The organism is Clostridium nitrophenolicum (assembly GCF_055391695.1).
This window is the reverse complement of sequence record NZ_AP042469.1, coordinates 5199984-5216099: the sequence shown is the minus strand read 5'-3', so window position 1 is coordinate 5216099 and position 16116 is coordinate 5199984. Positions and strand designations below refer to the sequence as shown.

16 protein-coding genes are annotated in these 16116 nt (G+C 32.7%); 15 read left to right on the top strand and 1 reads right to left on the bottom strand.

What is annotated here, in order from left to right:
* Positions 1-14 precede the first annotated feature (14 nt).
* The 15 genes from acsD to ACZ5N4_RS24675 all read left to right on the top strand — a co-directional run bounded on the left by acsD (position 15) and on the right by ACZ5N4_RS24675 (position 15407).
* Complete coding sequence (gene acsD, locus ACZ5N4_RS24745; RefSeq protein WP_464205246.1) at positions 15-959, top strand: acetyl-CoA decarbonylase/synthase complex subunit delta; 945 nt, start codon at positions 15-17, stop codon at positions 957-959.
* A gap of 43 nt (positions 960-1002) precedes the next feature.
* Positions 1003-2355: an acetyl-CoA decarbonylase/synthase complex subunit gamma gene (gene acsC / locus ACZ5N4_RS24740; RefSeq protein ID WP_464205244.1), complete on the top strand. Its 1353-nt coding sequence runs from the start codon at positions 1003-1005 to the stop codon at positions 2353-2355.
* Positions 2356-2465: 110 nt separating this feature from the next.
* The gene (acsE, locus tag ACZ5N4_RS24735) at positions 2466-3251 is read left to right on the top strand and encodes a carbon monoxide dehydrogenase/acetyl-CoA synthase methytransferase subunit (protein ID WP_464205243.1); all 786 of its coding nucleotides are present in this window, start codon (positions 2466-2468) and stop codon (positions 3249-3251) included.
* Between the two features lie 38 nt (positions 3252-3289).
* A complete protein-coding gene (acsB, locus tag ACZ5N4_RS24730; RefSeq protein ID WP_464205241.1) occupies positions 3290-5416 on the top strand; it encodes an acetyl-CoA decarbonylase/synthase complex subunit alpha/beta in 2127 nt (708 codons plus the stop codon).
* A gap of 119 nt (positions 5417-5535) precedes the next feature.
* Positions 5536-5910, top strand: a complete 375-nt coding sequence (gene gcvH, locus ACZ5N4_RS24725; RefSeq protein WP_464205240.1) for a glycine cleavage system protein GcvH — start codon at positions 5536-5538, stop codon at positions 5908-5910.
* Positions 5911-5969: 59 nt separating this feature from the next.
* Positions 5970-7901, top strand: coding sequence for a corrinoid activation/regeneration protein AcsV (gene acsV, locus ACZ5N4_RS24720; RefSeq protein ID WP_464205238.1), 1932 nt, complete (start codon positions 5970-5972; stop codon positions 7899-7901).
* A gap of 5 nt (positions 7902-7906) precedes the next feature.
* Complete coding sequence (locus tag ACZ5N4_RS24715; RefSeq protein ID WP_464205236.1) at positions 7907-8101, top strand: CooT family nickel-binding protein; 195 nt, start codon at positions 7907-7909, stop codon at positions 8099-8101.
* A 28-nt stretch (positions 8102-8129) separates the two neighbouring features.
* Positions 8130-8561, top strand: a complete 432-nt coding sequence (locus tag ACZ5N4_RS24710) for a DUF8180 domain-containing protein (protein ID WP_464205234.1) — start codon at positions 8130-8132, stop codon at positions 8559-8561.
* Between the two features lie 128 nt (positions 8562-8689).
* Complete coding sequence (locus ACZ5N4_RS24705) at positions 8690-9325, top strand: DUF3786 domain-containing protein (protein WP_464205232.1); 636 nt, start codon at positions 8690-8692, stop codon at positions 9323-9325.
* Between the two features lie 44 nt (positions 9326-9369).
* The gene (locus tag ACZ5N4_RS24700; protein WP_464205230.1) at positions 9370-10356 is read left to right on the top strand and encodes a lipoate--protein ligase; all 987 of its coding nucleotides are present in this window, start codon (positions 9370-9372) and stop codon (positions 10354-10356) included.
* 67 nt (positions 10357-10423) lie between these two features.
* Positions 10424-11287 carry a formate/nitrite transporter family protein gene (locus ACZ5N4_RS24695; RefSeq protein ID WP_464205228.1) on the top strand — a complete coding sequence of 288 codons (864 nt, stop codon included), beginning with the start codon at positions 10424-10426 and terminating at the stop codon, positions 11285-11287.
* A 281-nt stretch (positions 11288-11568) separates the two neighbouring features.
* Positions 11569-13005, top strand: coding sequence for an FAD-dependent oxidoreductase (locus ACZ5N4_RS24690; protein ID WP_464205226.1), 1437 nt, complete (start codon positions 11569-11571; stop codon positions 13003-13005).
* Positions 13006-13048: 43 nt separating this feature from the next.
* The gene (locus ACZ5N4_RS24685; RefSeq protein ID WP_464205224.1) at positions 13049-14308 is read left to right on the top strand and encodes an NAD(P)/FAD-dependent oxidoreductase; all 1260 of its coding nucleotides are present in this window, start codon (positions 13049-13051) and stop codon (positions 14306-14308) included.
* A gap of 11 nt (positions 14309-14319) precedes the next feature.
* Positions 14320-14703, top strand: coding sequence for a DUF1667 domain-containing protein (locus ACZ5N4_RS24680; protein WP_464205223.1), 384 nt, complete (start codon positions 14320-14322; stop codon positions 14701-14703).
* A gap of 128 nt (positions 14704-14831) precedes the next feature.
* The gene (locus ACZ5N4_RS24675) at positions 14832-15407 is read left to right on the top strand and encodes a DUF1836 domain-containing protein (protein ID WP_464205221.1); all 576 of its coding nucleotides are present in this window, start codon (positions 14832-14834) and stop codon (positions 15405-15407) included.
* 69 nt (positions 15408-15476) lie between these two features.
* Here the strand turns inward: ACZ5N4_RS24675 and ACZ5N4_RS24670 are convergent, their stop codons facing one another.
* Complete coding sequence (locus ACZ5N4_RS24670; RefSeq protein WP_464205220.1) at positions 15477-16106, bottom strand: RusA family crossover junction endodeoxyribonuclease; 630 nt, start codon at positions 16104-16106, stop codon at positions 15477-15479.
* Between the last annotated feature and the right edge of the window lie 10 nt (positions 16107-16116).

Sequence of the window (16116 nt, the reverse complement as noted above, 5' to 3'; positions counted from 1 at the left end):
GGAGGCATTAAGCTATGTTCAAAAAATCAGCACAGAAATTTTCAGGTAAGATTTGTGAAGTAGAAATAGGAACTGGAGAAAAGGCTATAAAATTAGGCGGTGAAAATGTACTATCTTTCTATTCTTTTGATGGAAATGTAGGAAACACTCAAAAAGTTGGTATGGAAATTTCAGATATTTTCCCAGAAGAGTGGATAGATGCTTTAAAAGAGCTTTATAAAGATGTATGTAATGATCCTGTTGCATGGGCAAAATTTGTGGAAGAAAAATATTCACCAGACTTTATTTGCTTAAAGTTAGATAGCGCAGATCCAAATGGATTAAATAGATCTGCAGAAGAATGTGCAGCAACTGCAAAGGCTGTAGCTGAAGCTGTTAAGACTCCACTTGTAATTGCAGGAACAGGTAACCATGAGAAAGATGCTAAGTTATTTGAAAAAGTTGCGCAAGCAGTAGACGGACATAATGTACTTTTACTTGCAGCTGTTGAAGATAACTACAAAACTGTAGCAGCAGCAGGTGCTATGGCTTACAATCATAAAATTGGAGCTGAATCTTCAGTTGATATAAACCTTGCAAAACAAATGAATATACTAGTTAACCAATTAGGAGTTGTTAATGATAAGATAGTTGACAACATTGGATGTGCAGCAGCTGGATATGGTTATGAGTATGTTATCTCAACATTAGATAGAATAAGACTTGCAGCATTAGGACAAGATGATAAAACTTTACAAATTCCTATAATTACACCTGTTTCATTTGATGCATGGAAGGTAAAAGAATCAATTGAATTAGAAAAAGATTCACCACAATGGGGCTGTCAAGAAGAAAGAGGTATAGGAATGGAAGTAGCTACTGCATCAGGTGTATTAGTATCAGGATCAAATGCAGTAATCTTACGTCACCCAAAATCAGTAGAAACAATTAAGAAATTTATAAATGAATTATTAGCATAATAAATTTAAAAATTTACTGGGATTAGATAAGGGAGGATTAAAAATGGCTTTAACAGGATTAGATATATTTAAATTAACACCTAAAAAGAATTGTAAAGATTGTGGATTTCCAACTTGTTTAGCTTTTTCAATGAAAGTTGCTACTGGAGCTGTAGAAATAGGAAAATGTCCTCATATGAGCTCAGAGGCTATAGAAAAATTATCAGAAGCTACAGCACCATTAATGAAGACTTTAACAGTTGGTAAAGGTGAAACTGAGTACAAACTCGGTGGAGAAACTGTAATGTTCCGTCATGAAAAAACTTTCGTTAATAGAAATAGATTTGCAGTATTATTATCAGACTCTATGGATGATGCTGAAATAGATACAAAGATTCAACATATGAAAGATGTTGATTATGTGAGAATCGGTGAAGATATGAGGGTTGAATTTGCTGCATTAAAATATGCTGGCAATAAAGACAAATTCATTGCTTTAGTTAAAAAAGTAAAAGACAGCGGGTTAAAGGTAGCTTACATACTAATTTGTGAAGACGCTGCAGTTGTTAAAGAAGCTTTAGAATTAGTAAAAGCTGAAAATCCTATAGTTTATGGTGCTAATAAGGACAACTATAAGGAAATGGTTGAACTTGTTAAGGCTGATAACTTAGCTTTAGGAGTAAAAGCTGACAACTTAGAAGCTTTATATGGACTAGTTGAAGAAATCCAAAAATTAGGATATAAGAATTTAATTCTTGATCCAGCTTCAACTTCAATTAAAGAAGCATTTGAAAACACAGTACAAATAAGAAGAATGAATATTCAAGGACAAGATAGAACATTCGGATACCCTTCAATTTTATTTGTAGATACACTTGCTAAAGGCGATAAATTTATGGAAATAGCGTTATCTACATTATTCACAATGAAGTATGGTTCAATAATAGTTCTAAGCGATATAGACTATGCAAGAGCTTTACCTCTATACGGAATAAGACAAAACATATTTACTGATCCACAAAAACCAATGAGAGTAGAACCAGGTTTATATGGAGTAAATAATCCAGATGAAAATTCTCCATTAATATGTACAGTTGACTTTGCTCTAACTTACTTCATAGTATCAGGTGAAGTTGAAAGATCAAAAGTACCTGTATGGATGGCTATTCCAGATGCTGGAGGATACTCAGTTCTTACATCATGGGCTGCGGGTAAATTTACAGCTAGCAGCATAGCTAAGTTTATAAAAGAAAGTGGAGTAGAAGAAAAAGTTAAGAGCAGAAAACTTATACTTCCAGGAAAAGTTGCTGTATTAAAAGGTGACTTAGAAGAGAACTTACCAGGATGGGAAATCGTAGTTGGAACTACAGAAGCTATGTTTATTCCTAAGTTCTTAAAAGAGTTAGCTGGTAAATAATAAACAAAAATTGAGAATTAGGGTTGGTATCTCTGATTCTCAATATAAATATAATGCTGAATAAAATAATGTAATAAAAAATAAAACATTAAATGGGAGGGCATTTATCAATGGAAAAGTTTATGATTATAGGTGAGAGAATTCACTGTATATCACCAGCTATTAGAAAGGCTATAGAGGAAAGAAATCCAGAGCAAATATTTAAAAGAGCAAAAGAGCAATTAGATGCAGGTGCTCACTACTTAGATTTTAATATAGGACCAGCTGAAAAAGGTGGAGAAGAATTAATGCAGTGGGGAGTTCAATTACTTCAAAAAGAATTTGATAATGTTCCACTTGCATTAGATACAACAAATAAGAAAGCTATAGAAGCTGGACTTAAAGTTTACAATAGAACAAAAGGAAAGCCAATCATAAATTCAGCTGATGCTGGCGATAGAATTGGAAATATAGATTTAGCAGCAGAATATGATGCTATGTGTATAGCCTTATGTGCGAAAGAAGGTATAACAAGAGACAACGATGAAAGAATAGCATATTGCACAGAAATGCTTGAAAGAGCTATGGGACTTGGAATGGATCCAACAGACTTATTATTTGATCCTCTATTCTTAGTTATAAAAGGAATGCAAGATAAACAAAAAGAAGTTTTAGAGGCTATTAAAATGATAAGCGAAATGGGACTTAGAACTTGTTGTGGGTTAAGCAACGTATCAAACGGAGCTCCAAAAGAAATAAGAGGAATAATGGATGCTACTTATGCAGCTATGGCTATGCAATGTGGACTTACTTCCGCAATCATGAATCCTTGTGACAAGAGACTAATGGAAACTATTAAAACTTGTGACGTTGTAAACGGAGCTGTTTTATACGCTGACTCATATTTGGACTTATAAAATTAACATAAACTTTTAATTTAGGGAGGGGCTAAAAAATGAATTTATTTCAAACTATATTCACTGGTTCAAAACAAGCTTTAGCAGCTGCTGAAGGTATTGTTAAAAAGGCGGTTGAAGAAAAAGGCAGAGATTGTAAGGTTACATTCCCTGATACAGCATATTCGTTACCAGTAATCTATGCTGCTACAGGAAAGAAGATTACAACAGTAGCAGAATTAGAGGGCGCTTTAGACATAGTTAGAAGCTTAATAGTAGAGGAAGAAATGCTAGATAAAGCATTAAATTCAGGATTAGCTACAGCTGTTGCAGCAGAAATAATTGAAGCAGCTAAGTACGTGCTTTCAGATGCTCCATATTCAGAACCATGTGCAGGATTTATATCAGACCCAATAATCCGTTCATTTGGGGTACCACTAGTTACTGGAGACGTTCCAGGTGTAGCAGTTGTACTTGGAGAATTTCCAGATGCTGAGACTGCAGCAAAAGTTATAAAAGATTATCAATCAAAAGGATTACTTACTTGCTTAGTTGGTAAAGTAATAGATCAAGCTATAGAAGGTAACGTTAAAATGGGTCTTGATCTAAGAGTTGTACCTCTTGGATACGATGTTACTTCAGTAATTCATATTGTAAGTTTTGCTATAAGAGCTGCTTTAATATTCGGAGGAATTAAGCCAGGTAGTTTAGGTGAAGTTCTTCAGTATTGCTCTGATAGAGTGCCAGCTTTTGTAAATGCAGTTGGACCATTAAGCGAACTTGTAGTTTCATGTGGTGCAGGTGCTATAGCACTTGGATTCCCTGTAATAACTGATCAAACTGTAACAGAAGTTCCTACATTGTTATTAACTCAAAAAGATTATGATAAAGTAGTTAAAACTTCTCTTGAAGCTAGAAAGATAAAGATAAAAGTTACTGAAATTCCAATACCAGTTGCATTTGCAGCAGCATTCGAAGGTGAAAGAATAAGAAAGAACGACATGTTTGCTGAGTTCGGTGGCGGTAAGACTGAAGGTTGGGAATTAGTAATGAGCGCTGAAGCAGGTGAAGTTGAAGATCATAAAATAGAAGTAATAGGACCAGACATAGATAGCATAACAACTGCTCCAGGAAGAATGCCTTTAGGAATGCTTATTAAGGTAGCAGGAGCTAATATGCAAAAAGACTTCGAACCAGTTCTAGAAAGAAGACTTCACTACTTCTTAAACTATATCGAAGGTGTAATGCACGTTGGACAAAGAAATCTTACTTGGTTAAGAATTGGTAAGGAAGCTTTCGAAAAAGGTTTCAGATTAAAACACTTTGGTGAAGTAGTATATGCTAAGATGTTAGATGAATTTGGTTCAGTTGTAGATAAGTGTGAAATTACTATAATAACTGATCCAGATAAGACTGTAGAATTAAAAGACAAACTTGCTATGCCAAGATTTGCTGAAAGAGATGAAAGACTTAGCAACTTAATAGATGAAAAAGTTGATACATTCTATACTTGTAACCTTTGTCAATCATTTGCTCCGGCTCATATATGTATAGTTACTCCTGAAAGACTTGGTCTATGCGGTGCAGTTTCATGGTTAGATGCTAAAGCAACACTTGAATTAAACCCAACAGGACCTTGTCAAGCAGTACCAAAAGAAGGTGTAGTTGATGAAAACTACGGTATTTGGGAAAGAGTAAATGAAGCTGTTTCAAAAGGTTCTCAAGGTGCAGTAAATGAAGTTACATTATATAGTATATTAAATAGCCCAATGACTTCCTGTGGATGTTTCGAATGTATTACAGGTATAATGCCAGAAGCTAATGGTGTTGTAATAGTTAACAGAGAATTTGGTGCTGTAACTCCGCTTGGAATGACATTTGGAGAACTTGCGTCAATGACAGGCGGTGGAGTACAAACTCCAGGATTTATGGGACATGGAAGATCATTTATTCCATCAAAGAAATTCATGAGAGCAGAAGGTGGAATAGAAAGAATAGTTTGGATGCCAAAAGAATTAAAAGACTTTGTAGCTGATAAACTAAATGCTACTGCTAAAGAATTATATGATATAGACAATTTCGTAGATAGAATTTGCGATGAAACTATAGCTACAGATTCAGATGCAGTTCTAGCATTCTTACAAGAAAAAGGACATCCAGCATTAGAAATGGATCCAATAATGTAATAAATAATTGACAGAGGACAATCACTGTCCTCAGTCCTCTGTCAATTGTCCTCTAATAAAAATTTTGCGTCACAAAATTTTTATATTACGAGTTAAAGTTAAAAGAAGGGGTGTTAATATTGAATTTTCCAAGTGAATTATATTATAGCAGTGAGCATACATGGGCTAAAATAGATGGTGATGTAGCATATATAGGAATAAGTGATTTTGCACAAGATCAACTTGGCGAAATATTATTTGTAGAGATGCCAGAAGTAGAAGAAGAAATAGCTCAAGGAAAAGCTTTTGGAGTAGTTGAGTCCTCAAAGAAAGCTTCAGATTTGATAGCTCCTATATCAGGAGAAGTTTTGGAAGTTAACGAAAAGTTAGATGACGAACCTGAATATATAAACGAAAATGCTTATGATGCTTGGATAGTAAAAGTAAAAGTAAGCGATAAAGGGGAGCTTGAAAGTTTATTAAATGCTTCTGGATATGAATCAGGCTTAAAGTAGAAAAAAACTTCTCGGTAATTTAACCGAGAAAGTTTTTTTTAAGGAGGTATTTACAAAATATGCTAAGAGTTAAATTTGTTCCACAAAACAGGGAGATAGTAGTAGAAAATGGAGAAAACCTATTAGAAGTTGCTAGAAAAGCTGAAATATTTATTGATGCTCCTTGTAATGGAAATGGTGTTTGTGGAAAGTGTAAGGTAAAAATTCTTGAAGGAAAAATAGATACTGAAAAAAACAGGCATATAAAGGATGAAGAGTGGAATGAAGGATATATTTTAGCTTGTAATTCAAAGGTGATAGAAGATGTAGTTATTGAGGTTCCTTCTAATGCATCGTCAGCTATGCATGGTATGAAAATTGAAGATCTATCCGGTAAAAGAGAACATGAAATATTTGAAAAATCAAAGCAGAAGTTATCAGAGAATGGAATGGAATTCAAAACATATGTAAAAAAGGATTTTATAAAACTAGATTCTCCAACATTAGATGACAATATATCTGATTTTGAGAGAATTAAAAGACATTTAAGAAATCACTTAGGATATAGTCAAGTATTTTGTAGACTTCCTATGCTTAGAAAGATATCTCAACTTCTAAGGGAAGCTGATTTTGAAGTTACTATAACGCATATACCAAGAGGTGAAGGTAAAACTACTATAATTAATATGGAAAAAGGCGATACTACCGATAGACTCTATGGTGTAGCACTAGATATTGGAACCACATCTGTAGCAGCCTGTTTAGTAGATTTATATGGCGGTACACTTGTAGCAAAGGCATCTTCAGGGAACGCACAAATAAAATATGGTGCAGATGTTATAAATAGGATAATATATTCAACAAGAGGAAATGGACTTGAAGAGCTAAATAATGCAATAATCAATGAAACTATAAATCCACTCTTAAGAAAAATGTATAAAGATTCCGGTATATCAAAGGATGAGGTAGTATCCTTTATAGCTGCAGGAAATACTACAATGTCCCATTTATTTTTAGGAGTTTATCCTGATTACTTAAGAATGGAACCTTATATTCCAGCTTTTGTAAAATCACCTTTTATAAAAGCATCTGAATTGGGAATAACAGTTAATTCAGAAACCTTTATATACTTAGTACCTTCTGTTGCAAGTTATGTTGGAGGCGACATTACTGCTGGAGTACTAGCATCAGGTATATGGGCATCTGACGAAAATATACTTTTTATTGATTTAGGAACTAACGGTGAAATTGTATTTGGAAACAAAGAATTTTTAATGACCTGTGCTTGTTCTGCGGGTCCTGCCTTTGAAGGTGGAGAAATAAGCTGTGGGATGAGAGCAGCAGGTGGAGCAATAGAAGAAGTTAAAATTGAAAGAGACACTTATGAACCTAAAATTAGTGTGATTGGAAATGAAAAGCCAGCAGGAATTTGTGGTTCAGGAATTATTGATTTGATATGTGAAATGATGCTATCTGGACTAATTGACAGAAGGGGAAAACTTGTTAAAGGTCTAGGAACATCAAGAGTAAGATTTGACGAACATGGAATTGGCGAATACGTAATAGTATTTAAAGAAGAATATAAATTGGAAAAAGATATTGCCATAACGGAAGTTGACATAGATAATTTTATTAGAGCAAAGGCAGCTATTTATTCGGGAGTCAACACTCTTCTAAGTGGACTTGGAATGGACTTCACTATGATAGACAAAATTTATATAGCAGGTGGTATAGGCAACAGTTTAGATATAGGAAACTCTATAAAGATAGGAATGCTTCCCGATATAGAACAAAATAAAATCTCTTATATAGGTAATAGTTCTTTAATGGGATGTTACTTAACCTTAATGAGTGAAGATGCAAGACGTAAATTAGAGGAAGTAGCAAATCATATGACTTATGTTGAACTTAGTGTAGAGCCAGGGTATATGGATGAATTTGTATCTGCGTGCTTTTTGCCGCATACTGATATTGAAAAGTTCCCAAGTGTGGAACAATTATTAAGGAGGTAACAAAAATGTGTGAATCAACAGCATATTTAATTACACCAGAAGGTGAAAGAAAAGTAATGGACTATGTAGTAGATGTAGTACCAAAAGAAAATGGAAGATTGTTGTTAACAGACCTTTTAGGAGAGGAAAAGTTAATTGAAGGAATGTTAAAAGAAGTAAGACTTTTAGAGCACAAAATAATTATTGAAAAAGTTAAATAAATATATAACTTATGAGGAGGTACTTTTTATGAGTAAAGAACATTCACATGAACATAATCACGAACATAGCCATATTCATTCACATGAGCATGAGCATCAACATGAGCACAAACATAGTCATGGAACAGAAGAACATACACATGGACATAGTCATGTTCATTCACATGACCACGATCATAGTGGAGAACATGATCATAAGCACAGCAATTGTTGTGGACAAGGACATAATCATGAGTGTGGAGCAGCAGTAGCTGATAATCTAACTAAGGAAGAAAAAACATTAAAAGTTTTGTTACATCATTGGGTTGATCATAATAAATCTCACGAAGAAAGTTTTAAAGAATGGGTTGAAAAAGCAAGAACTATGGATAGAACAGAAACATCTACTTATATTGTAAAAGCAATTGAATATATGGAAAAGGCAGATGAAATGTTATTAGAAGCTCAAAAGCATATTTAGCATAAAATAGAAACCTGTTTAAGCTCATGTTGCATAAAATTAATTACCCTCATTCCTGATGAAAATTAGATACAACATGAGCTAACTCAGGGTGTGCATATTAATCATAGAAAGGATGAAAAGTGGTTATGGATAGAGTTGCAATAGAAGAAAAGAGAAAAGATAAAATACCATATGAATATAACAAAAGTATATTTAAAAACTTTAATCCTGAGGAAATGGAACAAAATACTGGATGTATATATAATAAAGAAAAACAACAATTTGTAGTTAGACTGATGGGAGAAAATATAATAGTAAAATATTCATCAGGAGAAGTATTAAAAGAAGATGGAAGGTCAATAGAAAAATATGCACCTAAAACATTAGTATTAAGATATTTGATGAATGCAAAGGGAGTTGCTCCATTAGATAAAAGTATAACCTACAGAGACGTTGATGGTGGAAATATGTACTATAACAATTTCTATGGCAGATGTCTTTTAAGATTAGCAAAAACCTTTGGACATAACCTAGAAAAGTTTAAAAATGTATTTGAAAAAATTGGAGCAGAAAAAGTAGATATGGGGGATATAGCTTATAAATTTGAATTTTTAAATAATATATATGTAACTTTTGCTCTATGGGGAGGAGATGAGGAGTTCCCGCCTTCATCACAAATATTATTTAATGGCAATGTTCCATTTTATTTTTCTGCGGAAGACTTAGCTGTAGTTGGAGATGTTTCAATTGGAACAATAACTACTTTAGCTTATGCTAAATAGTTTAAAATTTCACAATCAAATCCATACTAACTGGAGGCAGTTTTATGAAATATATTTTAAGTAATTCATTTAATCCATATTTTAATTTAGCACTAGAAGAATATATATTTAAGACTGTTGGAATGCAGGAAGACTTTATCATTTTGTGGCAGAATGAAAATACGATAGTTATAGGAAGACATCAAAACACTATAGAAGAAATTAATGCTAACTTCGTACAGGAAAACAATATAAATGTAGTACGAAGAATAACAGGTGGTGGAGCCGTCTATCATGATCTAGGCAATTTAAATTTTTCATTCATAACAGGATATGATAAAAATGATATGATTGACTATAAAAAGTACACAATACCAGTTATAAATGCATTGAAAAAACTAGGTGTAGATGCTGAATTAAGCGGTAGAAATGATCTTACTATAGATGGCAAAAAGTTTTCAGGAAATGCTCAAAGTATGCATAAAGGGAGAATTCTTCATCATGGTACTCTGTTATTTGACTCAAATCTAGATATTATAGGGAAGGTACTAAATGTACAACTGGACAAAATACAGTCTAAAGGTATTAAATCGGTAAGAAGTAGGGTGACTAACATTAAAGATTACCTAAAAGAAGATACCGATGTAAACGGATTTAAAGAATTGTTACTAAAAAATTTATTTGAGAATAACACTCTTGAGGAATATCATCTATCTGAAAAAGATTTGGTATCTATAACTAAGCTTAAAGAAAGTCAATATGACACTTGGGAATGGAACTATGGAAAATCTCCTAAATTTAATTTTAAAAATTCAAAAAGATTTGCTAATGGTAAATTAGAAGTCTTACTTAATGTTAATGGTGGACTTATTAATGAGTGCAAAATTTATGGGGACTTTTTGGCATTATGCAGCGTTGATGAACTTGAAGAAAAACTTAAGGGAATTAGGTATGAAAAATCTGCTGTTAAGTGCATACTTAATAGCGTAAATTTAACACAATACTTTGGTAATATTACATTAGATGAAATTTTAGAATGCTTTTTTGTATAAGTGACTTTTTGATTATGGACATAATTATTTAAATAATTTTAAGATAATTAAAAGGAAGGGGATCTATATGGAAAGTAGCATGTTAAAACCAAATGAATTGTGCGATGCATCTATAGGGGCAGGATGTGGTAAGGCAGGTTTGACAACATCGCAGCAAATTATTTTAGGACTGTTAGCAGGTGCATTTATTGCAGTAGGGGGAGCTGCTTCAGCAGTTGTTTCTCATGGAGTAGCTGATGCAGGCGTTGCAAAGTTATTAAGCGGTGCAGTGTTTCCAGTAGGGCTTATGTTAGTAGTAATGTGTGGTGCAGAGTTATTTACAGGGAATTGTTTAATGATTGTACCTTTTGTAGATGGAAAAGTAAGTATTAAAGATGTACTAAAAAACTGGGTAATAGTATATATAGCTAATTTTATTGGCTCAATGCTTATAGCTTTTTTGGTTTTTCAATCAGGGGTCTTTAATATGAGCTCTGGAAAACTTGGTGGAGTTGTAATAAAGGTGGCGTCAACTAAAGGTAGTTTGACCTTTGGGACAGCATTTGCTAGTGGAATAATGTGTAATTTCTTAGTTTGTCTTGCCGTTTGGGGGGCAGCAGCAGCGAAGGATGTTGCCAGTAAAGTAGCAATAATATGGTTTCCTATAATGGCTTTTGTAGCTTGTGGTTTTGAACACTGCGTTGCTAACATGTATTTCTTAACAGCAGGAATTCTTGCTAAATCTAATCCAATATACGCACAAGCATCAGGACTGGCTCCAAATAAAATGATAGACGGGGCAGGAATCGTAAATAACTTAATTCCGGTAACTCTTGGAAATATAGTTGGAGGAGCAGTTATGGTTGGATTGGCATACTATGCAGTATATAAATATATTCCAGCAAAAAAGAACAGTAGTAAAGCTTCTTTAGAAGTAAAAGCGCAATCATAGAATTTTATATCGAGCATAATAAGGTATCTGAAGTAAAATAGCAAGTCAGAGCTATCTAAAGTAAATAACGCTAAAAAAACCGTGGAAATATATTAAACTATAGGATTATTTCTCGAAATTTAAGAGTATTTAATAGTTGAATATTTATAATATTTATGTTAAGCTAAAGTTGAAATTAAGAAGTATATATTATGGCGGAGTTAAAGAGAGCCAAATTTTAAGGTATAATTTACCTTAAATTTGTGCTCTCTTTTTGTTTTATATTTAAAGGAGGTATATCTATGTTTGATATAACAATTGTAGGAGCTGGAGTCGTAGGATGTTCAATAGCCAGGGAGCTTGCTAGATATAAATTAAAGGTATGTGTTATTGATAAGGACTCGGATGTAGCAAATGGAACAACTAAAGCTAATAGTGCCATAGTCCACGCAGGGTTTGATGCCAAGCCTGAAAGTTTAAAAGGAAAGCTTAATGCTAAAGGAAATTCCATGTTTGATAAGTTAGCTGAGGAATTAGATTTTCCTTTTAAAAGAATTGGATCTTTAGTTTTGTGTTTTGATAAAAATGATGTAGATAAACTTAATGATTTAAAAAAACAGGGAGAAAAGAATGGGGTTCCAGGGCTTGAAATAATAGAGGTGGATAAACTAAGAGAAATGGAACCAAACATATCAGATGAAGTAGTTGCTGCGCTGCATGCGCCAACTGGTGCAATTGTTTGTCCCTATGAAATGACAATAGCTTTAGCTGAAAATGCCTTTACAAATGGAGTAGATTTCAAATTCGAAACTGAGGTAAAAGCTATAGATAAGTTAGAAGATATATATGTATTAAGAACTAATAAGGGCGATATTGAAACAAAGATAGTGGTAAATGCTGCTGGTGTATTTGCAGATGAAATAAATAACATGATAAGTAATAATAAAATGAATATAGTTGCCAGAAAAGGAGAATACTGTTTATTTGATAAATCAGTAGGAAATATGATATCAAAAACTGTATTCCAACTTCCAACTAAGATGGGAAAAGGTATACTAGTAACACCGACAGTAGATGGAAATTTATTAATAGGCCCTAATGCAATAGATACAGAAGATAAGAACGATTTAAATACATCATTAGAAGGAATAAATGAGATAATAAGTAAAGCAGGTTTAAGCATTAAACAAGTTCCTATGAGACAAGTTATAACTTCATTCTCAGGATTAAGAGCACATAGTGTGGAAAACGATTTTATAATTGGAGAACAGCAAGATGCTGAGAACTTTATTAATGCAGCAGGTATTGAATCACCTGGATTATCAAGCGCACCTGCAATAGCTGAAATGGTTGCTGATATCATAGTAAACAAATTGAATCCAAGCAAAAATGAAAAGTTTAATCCTATTAGAAAGGGAATACCTAAATTTAGAGAGCTAAACAATGAAGAAAGAAAGAAACTTATACAGCAGGATTCAAGATATGGTAAGATAATATGTAGATGTGAGACTGTTACTGAAGGAGAAATTATAAATGCGATAAGAAGACCTTTAGGAGCAAAGACTCTTGATGGTGTTAAAAGAAGAACAAGATCTGGTATGGGAAGATGTCAAGCAGGATTTTGTGCACCTAAAATAGTTGAAATTTTAGCTAAAGAACTTAACTTAATGCCTACAGAAGTAACTAAGTTTGGAGGAGAATCTAAGTTACTAGTAGGTAAAGATAAAGAAACAATTTAATTATAATTCCTATGAAATTAATGATGCTTGGAGGTTTATTGATATGCAAGAATATGACATAGTAATAATTGGTGGTGGTCCTGCAGGGCTCGCAGCAGCAATTTCAGCTAAAGAAGAGGGAATTGACAATATATTAATACTTGAGAGAGAAAGTCAGTTAGGTGGAATATTAAATCAGTGTATCCATAATGGATTTGGACTTCATACTTTCAAGGAGGAGCTAACTGGCCCTGAATATGCGCAAAGATTTATTGATAAAACAATAGAGATGCAGATTCCATATAAATTGAATACTATGGTATTAGATCTAAATGAAAATAAAGTTATTACAGCTGTTAACGAAGAGGACGGAATATTGGAATTAAAAGCTAAGGCTGTTATACTTGCTATGGGATGTAGAGAAAGACCAAGAGGAGCGATAAATATACCAGGAAGCAGATGTGCAGGTATATATACAGCAGGAGCTGCTCAAAAGTTTGTAAATATAGAAGGATATATGCCAGGTAAAGAAGTTGTTATATTAGGTTCGGGAGATATAGGGCTAATAATGGCAAGAAGAATGACACTTGAAGGTGCAAAGGTTAAAGCTGTAGTTGAGCTTATGTCTTATTCAGGTGGACTTAAGAGAAATATTGTTCAGTGTCTTGATGATTTTGATATACCGTTAAAGTTAAGTTATACGGTTATAGATATAAAAGGCAAGGAAAGAGTTGAAGGGGTAACTATTGCAGCTGTTGATGGAAATAGAAATCCTATAAAAGGTACAGAGGAATTTATACCTTGTGATACGCTGCTTCTATCTGTAGGACTTCTTCCAGAAAATGAGTTATCCAGAACTGCTGATGTTAAGTTATCAGCTATAACTGGCGGTCCAGAAGTGGATGAAAGCCTTGAGACAAACATCGAAGGGATTTTTGCTTGTGGTAATGTCCTACATGTTCATGATTTAGTTGACAATGTTACGGTGGAAAGCTATAGTGCAGGAAGAAACGCTGCTAAATATGTAAAAGGCAAGAGATTTGATGGCAAAAAAATAGAGATAGTTGCTACAGGTGGAGTAAGATATACTGTGCCAAAATACGTAAATCCTGAAAATATAGAGAAAAACTTAGAAATAAGATTTAGAGTTGGAGATGTATTTAAAGATAATTATATATCAGTATATTTTGATGACACTAGAGAGATGCATATAAAGAAAAGAATACTTACTCCAGGAGAAATGGAAACAGTGAAGCTTTCTAAGGATGTAATAAATAAATACCCTGAATGCAGAAAAATTATTATTAAAGTAGAAAAGGAGTAGTGAATATATCTATGAGAGATTTAATATGTATCGGTTGTCCTATAGGTTGCCAGCTTCAAGTTAAATTAGATGGAAAAGAAGTTGTTGAAGTTACAGGAAATACATGCAAAAGAGGCGAAGATTATGCTAAGAAGGAATGTACTAATCCTACAAGAATTGTAACCTCTTCAGTTTATGTCGAAGGCGGAGAAATAGGGGTAGTTCCTGTGAAGACTGAAACAGATATACCAAAGGAAAAAATATTTGATTGCATAAAAGCTTTGAAAGGAATAGTGGTTAAAGCACCTATAAATATTGGAGATGTAATAGTTGAGAATATATTGGGTACAGGTGTTAATATAGTTGCTACTAGAAAAGTAGATGAGGCTTTAAAAAAAATTAACAAAATAGCTTAGTGTTTAAAAGAGCTGATACACGTATAGTTTGTATCAGCTCTTTTATAATTGTATTGTATAGCTATATAATATAAGATTATAATATATAAAGAAAAGCTTATACATAAATATGGAAAGAGGATGTTAAGATGGATGAAGAAAAAATATCGAGGCTATTAGATGAAATATGTTCATTTGAACAGTTGAAGTATTCTAATATACCGGATATAGATTTATATATGGATCAAGTGACTACATTTATAGATGAAAAACTTTCTTATTTAAAGAGAAATGAAAAAGAAGTAACTTTAACTAAGACTATGATAAATAACTATACTAAGGCTGGTATTTTAATGCCTCCTAAAAAAAAGAAATATTCTAGACAGCATATGGTATTAATAATTCTTACATATCATCTAAAACAGATACTATCAATAAATGATATACAAACCCTTTTTTCACCTTTGGTAGATATGATAAAGTCGGAAGAAGATTGTGATGGTAATTTACTGAGCATATATAACGAGTTTTTAGATATAGAGAAAAAGGAAGTTGAAGATTTTAAAAGTACTTTTGATAATATGTTTACTGAGGAAGAAAAACTAGTAGATTGCAATGATAAGGATATAAACAAGCTGATTGTAACTGTATTATCTTTGGTTATTAAATCAACTATACAAAAAAGAATGGCAGAAAAGATAATAGATGAATTTTTTAAAGAATAGGAGTTTCTAAGTAGAAATTTAACTTAGAAATCCTATTAGATTTTACATATAAGATTATAATAATAGGAGCTAGAACAAGTTCTTAAAACAGCTTTTACATATTAATGTTTTACCTTTGTTAGCGGTAATGCAGTCAGATTTTTTTATAATTTTATTACATATTTCACAGTGAAATATATTATCGTCTGAATTAGATTTACAAGCCTTTGAAGATGAAGGCAATTTTAGTTTTTTGTTTGATGGAGGAGAGTACTCTATTGGATTGTCCTTATTTTCTTTAGGATTTATTTTATAATCAATAGAATAACTGCTTTCTCCAAAAAGTTCTAACTCAAATCTAGGATTTTCTCTATCATAAAATTCTTCTATTATAATTCTCCTTATTTGAGCATCATTTATAATTAGCCCACTTTTTTCAATACCGTCAAAAATACTTTTTGTAATATTATTAGTATCAGGATGTCTCTTTTCACTTTTATAATATACTTTTAATATTGCTATTAAAGATTCAGAGAGTACAACATTAGGATTCTGAGCTCTAGTAGCATAGGCTATTTCCTCCTCATAAAGAGCATATCTATCATGATATTTTCCAGAGTTAAATGGAAGTATAGCTCTTCCGTTTACATTAAAAAGCTTAAAGTTTGACTTAGATATTGGAGAACCTTTTACTATAACCTTTGCATAATTTTGCTTCATAACTTACTCC

What these genes read in the sequence shown, in the direction of transcription:
- acsV (WP_464205238.1), top strand. Translation starts at nt 5,970, where the DNA reads ATGCTAAGAGTTAAATTTGTTCCACAAAACAGGGAGATAGTAGTAGAA.
- acsD (WP_464205246.1), top strand. Translation starts at nt 15, where the DNA reads ATGTTCAAAAAATCAGCACAGAAATTTTCAGGTAAGATTTGTGAAGTA.
- acsC (WP_464205244.1), top strand. Translation starts at nt 1,003, where the DNA reads ATGGCTTTAACAGGATTAGATATATTTAAATTAACACCTAAAAAGAAT.
- acsE (WP_464205243.1), top strand. Translation starts at nt 2,466, where the DNA reads ATGGAAAAGTTTATGATTATAGGTGAGAGAATTCACTGTATATCACCA.
- ACZ5N4_RS24695 (WP_464205228.1), top strand. Translation starts at nt 10,424, where the DNA reads ATGGAAAGTAGCATGTTAAAACCAAATGAATTGTGCGATGCATCTATA.
- ACZ5N4_RS24715 (WP_464205236.1), top strand. Translation starts at nt 7,907, where the DNA reads ATGTGTGAATCAACAGCATATTTAATTACACCAGAAGGTGAAAGAAAA.
- ACZ5N4_RS24690 (WP_464205226.1), top strand. Translation starts at nt 11,569, where the DNA reads ATGTTTGATATAACAATTGTAGGAGCTGGAGTCGTAGGATGTTCAATA.
- acsB (WP_464205241.1), top strand. Translation starts at nt 3,290, where the DNA reads ATGAATTTATTTCAAACTATATTCACTGGTTCAAAACAAGCTTTAGCA.
- ACZ5N4_RS24705 (WP_464205232.1), top strand. Translation starts at nt 8,690, where the DNA reads ATGGATAGAGTTGCAATAGAAGAAAAGAGAAAAGATAAAATACCATAT.
- ACZ5N4_RS24685 (WP_464205224.1), top strand. Translation starts at nt 13,049, where the DNA reads ATGCAAGAATATGACATAGTAATAATTGGTGGTGGTCCTGCAGGGCTC.
- ACZ5N4_RS24675 (WP_464205221.1), top strand. Translation starts at nt 14,832, where the DNA reads ATGGATGAAGAAAAAATATCGAGGCTATTAGATGAAATATGTTCATTT.
- ACZ5N4_RS24710 (WP_464205234.1), top strand. Translation starts at nt 8,130, where the DNA reads ATGAGTAAAGAACATTCACATGAACATAATCACGAACATAGCCATATT.
- ACZ5N4_RS24670 (WP_464205220.1), bottom strand. Translation starts at nt 16,106, where the DNA reads ATGAAGCAAAATTATGCAAAGGTTATAGTAAAAGGTTCTCCAATATCT.
- ACZ5N4_RS24700 (WP_464205230.1), top strand. Translation starts at nt 9,370, where the DNA reads ATGAAATATATTTTAAGTAATTCATTTAATCCATATTTTAATTTAGCA.
- ACZ5N4_RS24680 (WP_464205223.1), top strand. Translation starts at nt 14,320, where the DNA reads ATGAGAGATTTAATATGTATCGGTTGTCCTATAGGTTGCCAGCTTCAA.